Raw genomic sequence first — 8,541 nt, 5'->3', positions numbered from 1 at the left:
ATACGACCTGCAGGAGGATCCGATGGAGCTGAACAACCTGTACGGGCAGCCGGAATACGCCCAGCGGACGCGGGAGCTGAAAGAACGGCTGCGCGACCTGCGGACTCAATACCGGGATACGACGGGCCCTCCGGTTAATGTAAATAAAGGATCGTTGACAGAATAAGTCTGTGATTCTATAAAGGGCACCGAAAGTCCCTCGATTTCGATCTCACCGATTCTTGAACCGGATTTACTAGCAGGCGTTCGAGGAACCGGGATATCCTGTCGAAAAATCATTGCGGCTAATCTTTTTGTTCTGTCATTATTGTTCAGCGGTGTGCTAACAGTCTGTGGAGGACCAACAGTGATGCCTGTATAGGCAATGACGCAGGTAACTGACCCAAGAATTTGGGAATCCTTTCTATCAACCTGTGACAGGGTAAAATAGTGACACCGGTAAAACAGATAGCTGAAAACCTTGATAGTGGGATCGCTTTATCCAGCTGTGGAGCTGGAAAAGAACCTTTTAAAGTATGAATTCAGATTTTATATTCCGTTGATTTTTCAAACCCAGGGTCTTTTTCATTTTATTGAGTGCCTGGACGGGTTGAACAATCAGAGTTGACCGGAACTGCAGCGCCGGGGAATCCAAACACGGCGTAAAATAACATCAATTCGAAAACTGGTAAAAGGTTTTCGAGGCTCTTGCTTACAGGGAAAGGGAAGTACGAACATGAAAAAAGATTCAGATAGATGAAATCTACAGTAGACAGGCGGGATCGGATCCTCCAAAAGATCCGAAGTGAAGGTTCGGTACGCGTTGACGAACTGAGTGAGGAGTTTGAAGTGTCCAGCGTCACGATCCGGAATGACCTGGATTTTTTTGAGGAAAAGGGGCTTATTCACCGGACGTATGGGGGAGCGTTGTTGCTGAATAACGTTTATAACGATCCATCGATAGAGGAGAAGGAGAAGCTGAATATTGAAGAGAAACGCCGGATCGGGGAATACGCGGCGGGACTAATACAAGACAATGAATCGATCATCCTCGACTCCGGTTCCACTACCCGGGAGATCGCCCTCCGGATCAAAGGCAAACAGAACCTTACCGTCATGAGCAACGCCATCAATATTGCGATGGAGCTGATCGGTTCGGAGGATATGCAGGTAATGCTGACGGGGGGCGTTTTGCGGAACAAATCCTACTCGCTGGTGGGACCCGAAGCCGAGCGAACCATGCAGAACTATTACTTTGACAAGCTGTTCCTGGGGGCAGACGGACTGGACCTGGAGCACGGGCTTACCACTTCGAATCCCCTTGAAGCTCAATTAAATCGTATTATGGTGGAGCGCTCGAATACGGTAATCGCGGTTATGGATTCCACGAAGTTTGGCCGACACAGCTTTTCGTACATCTGCAATTTAGATCCTGTTGATACGGTTATTACCGATGTTAATATTTCGGAGGAGTTTGAGGACAAACTCAAAAAACAGGATCTGCTGGTAGTTAAAGTATAGCACAGTTGCTCCAGGCAATGAACTGCTCTTACAATCGATACCACCGCAGGGCGTTTGATCGATAAATTTTTTCAAGAACCGGTTGGGGCAGTGCCAATCCATTAAACGGTTCTTCAATTTGAGAAGAACGGAGCTGTTGGTCCGTTGCCAAGAATTTCCAGTGCATCTCCCATCGGTCTTTCAGCTCCCGGAGAATGGCCTCAGCATCCTGATCGGGGTCATCAATAATATCGGTCCCGTAGATGATGCGGTCCTGGTATTCCCGGAAAAAGCGAACGACCTGTTCGTGGTCACGGGCAGCGTGGTAGTAGAGATGTGAAAACCGTTCGGCCAGATCCACAGCCAAATTTGGGAAAGTGTCGAGCCGCCGGGCAACCTCATCAAGACTCCATTCCAGGCTGGCCAGGTGCAGGCCTACAAACCGGAGCTCGGGGTGCCGTTCCAGCAGGTGATCCCGAGATTCAATATGATCCCGGTAATCCGGGTAGTCGGGCTGCTTGTACATGTGATAGCGAGGGTGCCGGGAAAAGTAGTCGCGATCGCTTTTTACCGTCATCTCCTCAACCGGCAGCCAGCAGTTTTTGGGTTCGCCCTGGTGACCCAGTACCGGTATGTGTTGCTCCTCCAGAAATTCAAAAACCGGTACCAGTTCGGCGTCATCAGGCATAAGGAACGAACCATCAGGGCGTTGAATAGACATACCGATATTTTTCCAGAATTTGATTCCGCAGGCTCCCTCGCTCATTTTTTTTGTAATGCTGGAAATGGCCTGGTCTGCCCATTTCTTTTCAAATACCTCTTCTGTAGAAACCGTCGCGGCGTGCCAGAGGTCGGTTACAGAAGATGGACCGTACTTCAGGGCCAGTTGCCGCTGCTGCTCTATGGGGGGGAACTCGGGCACTTCGGTGTTGATGGTCAGCACCGAAAAATCGTACTCCCCGGCAAGTGCGAGCAGGTCTCCGCGGTCGGCGTTAAAGTGAATATGGGCGTCAATTTTTGGAAATGAACGGATCGACAGCATGAGGTGAGGGTTTATGCCTGGTTTAACATCTCAATTTTATTTTTTAACAGCTGCTCTACGTGAGCGATTGCCGGGGGAAAAACCTTGCGGAGATCGATCTCATCCGACTTTGGAAGCTCTTCCCGGAGCGTGTTCATAAAGCCGTTTTTTACTTCGGTGGCAAGGTTGATCTTGCGAATACCATTTTGCACAGCCTCCTGGATCTGCTTATCCGGGATGCCGGACCCCCCGTGAAGAACAAGGGCGGCAGGCGTCGCTTTATGTATGTTAGCCAGGAGATCGATATCCAGCTCGGGCTCCCTGTCATAAAATCCGTGGGCGGAGCCGATCGCCACAGCCAGGGCATCGATGCCGGTCGCCTCGACAAAGGTTTTCGCTTCCCCGGGCTGGGTGAAGGCGACCTCCTCTTTCGACTGCCCCAGCTTGGCGATATATCCCAGTTCCGCCTCTACATTGGCCCCGTACGGCCGGGCCATCTCCACCACCTGCCGGCTGAGCTTCCTGTTTTCTTCGATCGGCTGCTCGCTGGCATCGATCATGACGGAATCGTAGCCGGCATCCAGGGCGCGCTTGATCAGATCGATATCCTGGGCGTGGTCGAGATGCAGCCAGGCCTCCACGCCATATTGCTGTGTTGCGGCCCGCGCCAGGCTGGTGGTGACCTCCAGGCCCAGGTACTCGATGGTGCGTTTGGTCGTCTGCAGGATAATGGGCTGCTGCAGGCTCGCTGCAGCTCGAAGTATGGCCGACAACGTCTCAAAATTGTAAAAATTGACAGCCAACAGCGCTCTGTTCTTCTTGTGCAGTTCCTTGAATTTATCTTGTAATTTCATCGAATTTGGTTGTTGAAAATTTTTGGTTGGCAATGTGAAGTACCTCATCGATACTGGTAATGGCGGCAGTGCCTCCGGCCTGGGTCGTGGATACCGCTCCCGCCAGGTTGGCGAACGCCACCGACTGCTCGATGGAGTCTCCTTTCAAAAAGCGGTAGATGAAACCGGCATTAAAACTGTCTCCCGCCCCGACGGCATCTACGGGATCTTCATTAATATAAGCCGGGACGGTTTCGATGGTTCCCTCCTTCAAAAATGTCGCGCCACGAGTGCCCCGTTTGACGATTACAGCTGCGTTGGTAGCCGGGCGTAATTTTTCCAGCCCATCTTCAACCGAGGATGCCTTGGTATACTGCAGGAACTCCGCCTCGTTGGGAAGAAAAAAGTCGATCTGTTTCAAAAGTTGGGAAAGGTTGAGGTCCCATTTTTCATCGGGATCCCATTGGGGATCTATAGATACGGTCATGCCGCTGGATTTAGCCCGCTGAACAATATTAATCAAATCTCGCTTGATCCCCGGCTGCAAAAAAATGGAGGAGATATGCAGGTGGCGGGCTTCGCGAAAAGCTTCATCCGGGATATCGGCATCCGAAAACTGGGACATGGCCCCCGGATAGGTAACCATCGCGCGGGAGTTGTTGAACCGGATGATCGCCGTGAGCCCGGTTTTATGGCGATCTGAAATACGTATTCGATCTGTCTCAACCCCGAAATCTTGTAGCTGGGAGATCACCTGGGTGCCAAAACTATCACTCCCGACCAGCCCGCAAAAGCGGGTGGAGATACCGAGCCGCGCGATGTTGGCGGCAAAGATGGCAGAGGAGCTGCCGAGTGTGAGGTTCATATCCCCGGCGATTTTTTCCTTCTCCAGCTCCGGAAACGATTCGAGATCATCCAGGATAAGGTCCATGTTCAGTTCACCTGCGACCAACAGCTCAATACTTTGTCTCTTTGAAGTCATAATTCAAGAATATCTATCGTTACATTCGGCAAAATTTGGTTGACGTCTTCGGCTTTAAGCAGTCCCAGTTCGGGATGTATGCAGTTGGCGCTTCCGCATGCCGTGGCGTACCGGGCCCAGTAGCAAGGATCTTCTGTAGTCACCCATGCCCTGCACAGCCCGGCAACAAGACAGTCTCCCGCCCCGACGGTACTGGTGACGGTTGATTGGTCGAGGTCGTGGCGGGCGTGGTAGAGGTGGTCTTCCACGCAAAGGTATAATCCCTCGCTTCCGGCCGTAACGGCTGCAATGGTGCAATTTGCGGCGAGCCAGCGGACTATTTCTGCTGGATCTTCCTTTCCACTGAGTTCATGTCCTTCATGCTGATTGATGTGAACAGCTCTGGGCTGCTTCTTTAAAGCGTGGTCCAGTAGCGGCCCGGAGGCATCGACAAATACGGGAATGTCGGCCCTGTCTGAAATAGATGCCAGTTCGAGGTAAAGAGTATCGTCAAAACCGCGGGCGGCCGATCCGCTCAATACCACCGCTTCGGGAGATCGTTCTTCGATACAGTTCCGGAAATCGGCGGTAAACTGCTCTGTCTGCCCGGATGTCAGCTCGGGTCCCGCCCCGAGCAGCTCGGTTTCATTCCACGAGGTGGATGAGCGGTTGGTGATACAGATACGGGTCCAGCCGGGAACGCTGGGTCCGAGGGTGGGAACCTGGTTATTTCGGCACGATTCCTGTAGCCATCGGCCCGTCTCGCCGCCCCACACTCCAAGTACGGTTACCTCTTCACCCAGCTCGCGCAGCGCAAAAGCCACGTGGATCCCCTTGCCTCCGGGGAAAAAAGATTCTCCGGACGAGCGATTCGTCGTTCCGCGGTCAATATCATTGAATGACCAAAAGGAATCTACCGAGGGATTGGCACAGACGGCAAGGATCATAACAGATCGGGTCGTTAATGAACAGCAGGTTCGCTGTATATTCTGACACCCTCCACCACCCGGGAGATAGTACCCTCGGGAGAGGGATTATCGGGGTTGAGCGAGAGCTGAATAGACTTGTAAAACCCGATTATCTGGGATGGCAGTGTGCAGAGGATGGCCCAGAAATGATTGTCAAGCTGGTTCTCATCCCCGGGCTGAATCATGAAATCGATCGCATTCAGATCGCCGAATCGCCGATCTGCCACCGCCGCGGTGATTACATCAATATCGTGCCGCGCAATTTGCTGTACCAGGTCGCGTTCATACCTGCGCGTTTGCTCGTCGTTGGAAAGCAGGTAAACCAGCAGCGTTTCGTCGTTGATAATAGCTTTGGGACCGTGCCTGAACCCGAGAAAGGAATCAAACTTGCCAACGACACGGCCATTGGTCAATTCCTGTACTTTCAGGTGAGATTCCCGCGCTATTCCCAGCAGGGGACCACTGCCCAAAAATACGATACGCGAGAAATCGGTTTCCGCGATATTGAAAAGCCGTTCGGAGAAATCCCCGATAATTCGGTTTCCGGTGCGGGCAAGTGCCTGTATCTGGCGAGTAATCTCTTCGTCGGCGGCTTCGAACAGGGAGGGAATCAGCAGCGCCGCCAGCGCCATGCTCGTGAAACTGTTCGTCATCGCCAGGCTCTGATCTTCGGCCCCCTCCGGCAGCAGAAATACAAAGCTGTTGTCCCGGCTTTTCATCTGCGCCAGCTCCCCCTCGGGATTGCAGGTGATAAGTAAATGAAAGACTTGATCACACTTGCGATTTGCAATATCCACAACCGCCCTGCTTTCGGGACTGTTGCCCGAGCGACCGAATGAAATGAGCAGCAGCGGCTGAGAGGTGAGAATAAGCTCGTCAAAATCAGTAACCAGGTCGGTGGTGGGAACGGCCCGGGCGTTTCTTGAAAAGACCCGTTGCCAGGTCGAAGCGACCGAATCGCCGATAAAAGCAGAGGATCCAGCCCCCGTCAGTACGATATTCAGATCTTCATGGGCCAGAATACCCTCAAGGAAAGAAGCGATCTCTTTTTTTTGGGCCCGAAGATCGGTCCAGGTTTTTTCCCAGGTCTCCGGCTGACGAGCGATCTCGGCGGAGGTAAACCTGCCTGTTTCATCATCAAGTGGTGCCCTTTCAGGCAAAAATAGGTTACTCATGAAAAAGCTAATTCAGTTAGTCTAAAGTCTACATTGTTTGTTAATCACAGTATAAACCAAGTTCAACGAAATAACAAAACGAAAGATAAAATGTCCCATGTCAAGGCCATATAAATAATTTGTTGCATTTTATTCAATAGATGTTAGATTTATGGAAGAAATCGAAATGTGAAAATTGTCTTTCCCTTTCATGTTGAAATAACAATCACAAAACGTGTTTTTTCGTTTTGTTTCCTGAACAGATGGCAGCCGGGACTGAGTAAGGCTGTCCCGCTGAGAGAATCCTTTGTTGGGATGTTGACAGACCGTTTGGAGGAGTGATTTCCTGATTTGCCTTTCACTGGAAGCCTGATGCTAATATTTCCTTTGAATATGGCATAAAAGAGACCTATGATATGATCAAATGGAGAATCCGGCTACGGGGCTCGCAGGGTAGCCGATTCGGGATGATGTACAGCCCACGGAATCGTGGCCTAATATAACATTCGTTATCAAAACTAAAGATTATGCAGAAGACCATAACCAGCGGGGCAGAACACCCCTCTACTTTTTCCTGGACAGTGCCGTTAATATTACTTTTTGTTTTTGTGAGCTGTACCGGCGATTCTGAAGGGGACGGGGAACCGGATACCCGAAAACCAAATATTGTCTTTATTATGGCCGATGACCTTGGGTATGGCGATCTCGGCTCGTACGGACAGCAGCAGATCAAGACGCCGTACCTGGACCAGCTGGCAGCAGGGGGTATGCGTTTCACCCAGCATTATTCTGGCAGCACCGTATGTGCACCCTCGCGCTCAGTATTGATGACAGGATTGCACACCGGTCATACACCTATTCGGGGAAACCGCGAGCATAATCCGATTGGCCAGTTTCCGATTCCCGACAGCGTGGTTACCGTGGCGGAGCTGTTACAAGAAGCGGGCTACAAAACCGGTGCATTCGGCAAATGGGGACTGGGCTATCCGGGATCGGAAGGATCGCCCGGCAAGCAGGGGTTCGACTATTTTTACGGTTACAATGGGCAGCGCCGGGCCCATTTCTTTTATCCCGAGTTCCTCTTTCGGGAAGAAGCGGGCAAGGAACCGGTGCGCGTGCCCCTGAAAGGCAATGAAGTCAGGGATACCTCCCGGCCCGGCTTTGAGCATCCCGGCTCCGGACCGCCCGTCAAGCGGGGTACCTACAGCCAGGATGCGATCATGGAAGAGGCGCTCTCTTTTGTGGAGCGGCAGGCCGTGGAAGACCAGCCTTTTTTTGCGTACCTGCCCCTCAATATTCCCCATGCCTCCCTGACGGTGCCCGAGTCGGCCCTCGAGCCGTATCTTGACGAAGAGGGGAACAGCATCTTTAAAGAGGAACCATTTGAAGGCGGACATTATGCGGCTCAGCCGATGCCTCGCGCCACCTACGCCGCCATGATAACGCTCCTGGATGATTATGTGGGGCGCCTCATCCGGAAATTGCGGGAACAGGACATTGCGGAGCAAACCCTCGTGATTTTTACCAGTGACAACGGTCCCCATTCCGAAGGAGGCCACGACCCCGCTTTTTTTGACAGCAATGGACCGCTTCGAGGTATAAAACGGGATCTCTATGAAGGTGGAATCCGGGTCCCGATGATAGCGTGGTGGCCCGGACAGATTCAGGAAGGGGCGACCAGCGATCATATCTCTGCGTTTGAGGATTTTATGCCGACCTTTGCCGAACTGGCGGGCACACAGCTACCTTCCAGGACAGATGGCGTTTCAATGGTACCCACGTTACTGGATCAGCCCGGCCAAAAAGAACGGGCCTATTTATATTGGGAGTTCCCTGCACGGGGAGGGAAACAAGCGGTCAGAATGGGAAAATGGAAGGCCGTACGTCTGAATGTCAGCCGGGACCCCGAAAGTCCGATTGAGCTCTACAACCTGGAACGGGATCTGTCGGAAAAACACAACGTAGCGGAGCAGCATCCTGAAGTGATTGAAGAGATAAAACAAATTTTTGAAGAGGCCCGGACACCTTCTGAATACTTTACGCTATTTTGATGAAACATGAGGACTGCAGAATATCTCTGTAGTTACCGCTCTTTTGTCCTGCAGGTGAAGAACAGTGGTCTGAC

The 8,541-nt window shown here is 51.9% G+C and carries 8 protein-coding genes; 3 read left to right on the top strand and 5 right to left on the bottom strand.

The window, feature by feature from the left end:
- Positions 1-7: 7 nt before the first annotated feature.
- The gene (locus tag ACG2E4_RS14750; protein WP_395277016.1) at positions 8-166 is read left to right on the top strand and encodes a hypothetical protein; all 159 of its coding nucleotides are present in this window, start codon (positions 8-10) and stop codon (positions 164-166) included.
- A gap of 569 nt (positions 167-735) precedes the next feature.
- Positions 736-1,500, top strand: coding sequence for a transcriptional repressor AgaR (agaR, locus tag ACG2E4_RS14745; protein WP_395260853.1), 765 nt, complete (start codon positions 736-738; stop codon positions 1,498-1,500).
- Positions 1,501-1,528: 28 nt separating this feature from the next.
- Here agaR and ACG2E4_RS14740 read toward each other — a convergent pair whose 3' ends face one another.
- From ACG2E4_RS14740 to ACG2E4_RS14720, 5 genes are read right to left on the bottom strand one after another with little or no spacing between them, the layout of a single operon-like run.
- Positions 1,529-2,521, bottom strand: coding sequence for an amidohydrolase family protein (locus ACG2E4_RS14740; protein ID WP_395277015.1), 993 nt, complete (start codon positions 2,519-2,521; stop codon positions 1,529-1,531).
- An 11-nt stretch (positions 2,522-2,532) separates the two neighbouring features.
- Positions 2,533-3,354: a ketose-bisphosphate aldolase gene (locus ACG2E4_RS14735; protein ID WP_395277014.1), complete on the bottom strand. Its 822-nt coding sequence runs from the start codon at positions 3,352-3,354 to the stop codon at positions 2,533-2,535.
- On the bottom strand, positions 3,338-4,315 hold the full coding sequence (locus ACG2E4_RS14730) for a carbohydrate kinase family protein (RefSeq protein ID WP_395277013.1): 978 nt from the start codon (positions 4,313-4,315) through the stop codon (positions 3,338-3,340). Before ACG2E4_RS14730 ends, ACG2E4_RS14735 begins: the two co-directional genes overlap by 17 nt.
- Entirely contained in the window at positions 4,312-5,241 is a 930-nt protein-coding gene (locus ACG2E4_RS14725) for a 1-phosphofructokinase family hexose kinase (protein ID WP_395277012.1), read from the bottom strand. The genes ACG2E4_RS14730 and ACG2E4_RS14725 overlap by 4 nt, the downstream gene beginning before the upstream one ends.
- Positions 5,242-5,255: 14 nt before the next feature.
- Positions 5,256-6,437 (bottom strand): SIS domain-containing protein, encoded by a 1,182-nt coding sequence (locus ACG2E4_RS14720; RefSeq protein ID WP_395277011.1) that lies wholly within the window; start codon positions 6,435-6,437, stop codon positions 5,256-5,258.
- 506 nt (positions 6,438-6,943) lie between these two features.
- On the opposite strand from ACG2E4_RS14720, the gene ACG2E4_RS14715 reads away from it, so the two are divergent.
- Positions 6,944-8,467 (top strand): arylsulfatase, encoded by a 1,524-nt coding sequence (locus tag ACG2E4_RS14715; protein WP_395277010.1) that lies wholly within the window; start codon positions 6,944-6,946, stop codon positions 8,465-8,467.
- Positions 8,468-8,541: the final 74 nt, after the last annotated feature.

This window comes from Halalkalibaculum sp. DA384, assembly GCF_043951955.1.
Classification (GTDB): Bacteria; Bacteroidota; Rhodothermia; order Balneolales; family Balneolaceae; genus JAMQKA01.
The sequence above is the reverse complement of the archived record's forward strand: the minus strand, read 5'-3'. Positions and strand labels throughout refer to the sequence as shown.

Coding starts and splice junctions, on each gene's coding strand:
- ACG2E4_RS14720 (WP_395277011.1), bottom strand. CDS start 6,437: ATGAGTAACCTATTTTTGCCTGAAAGGGCACCACTTGATGATGAAACA.
- ACG2E4_RS14740 (WP_395277015.1), bottom strand. CDS start 2,521: ATGCTGTCGATCCGTTCATTTCCAAAAATTGACGCCCATATTCACTTT.
- ACG2E4_RS14725 (WP_395277012.1), bottom strand. CDS start 5,241: ATGATCCTTGCCGTCTGTGCCAATCCCTCGGTAGATTCCTTTTGGTCA.
- ACG2E4_RS14735 (WP_395277014.1), bottom strand. CDS start 3,354: ATGAAATTACAAGATAAATTCAAGGAACTGCACAAGAAGAACAGAGCG.
- ACG2E4_RS14715 (WP_395277010.1), top strand. CDS start 6,944: ATGCAGAAGACCATAACCAGCGGGGCAGAACACCCCTCTACTTTTTCC.
- agaR (WP_395260853.1), top strand. CDS start 736: ATGAAATCTACAGTAGACAGGCGGGATCGGATCCTCCAAAAGATCCGA.
- ACG2E4_RS14730 (WP_395277013.1), bottom strand. CDS start 4,315: ATGACTTCAAAGAGACAAAGTATTGAGCTGTTGGTCGCAGGTGAACTG.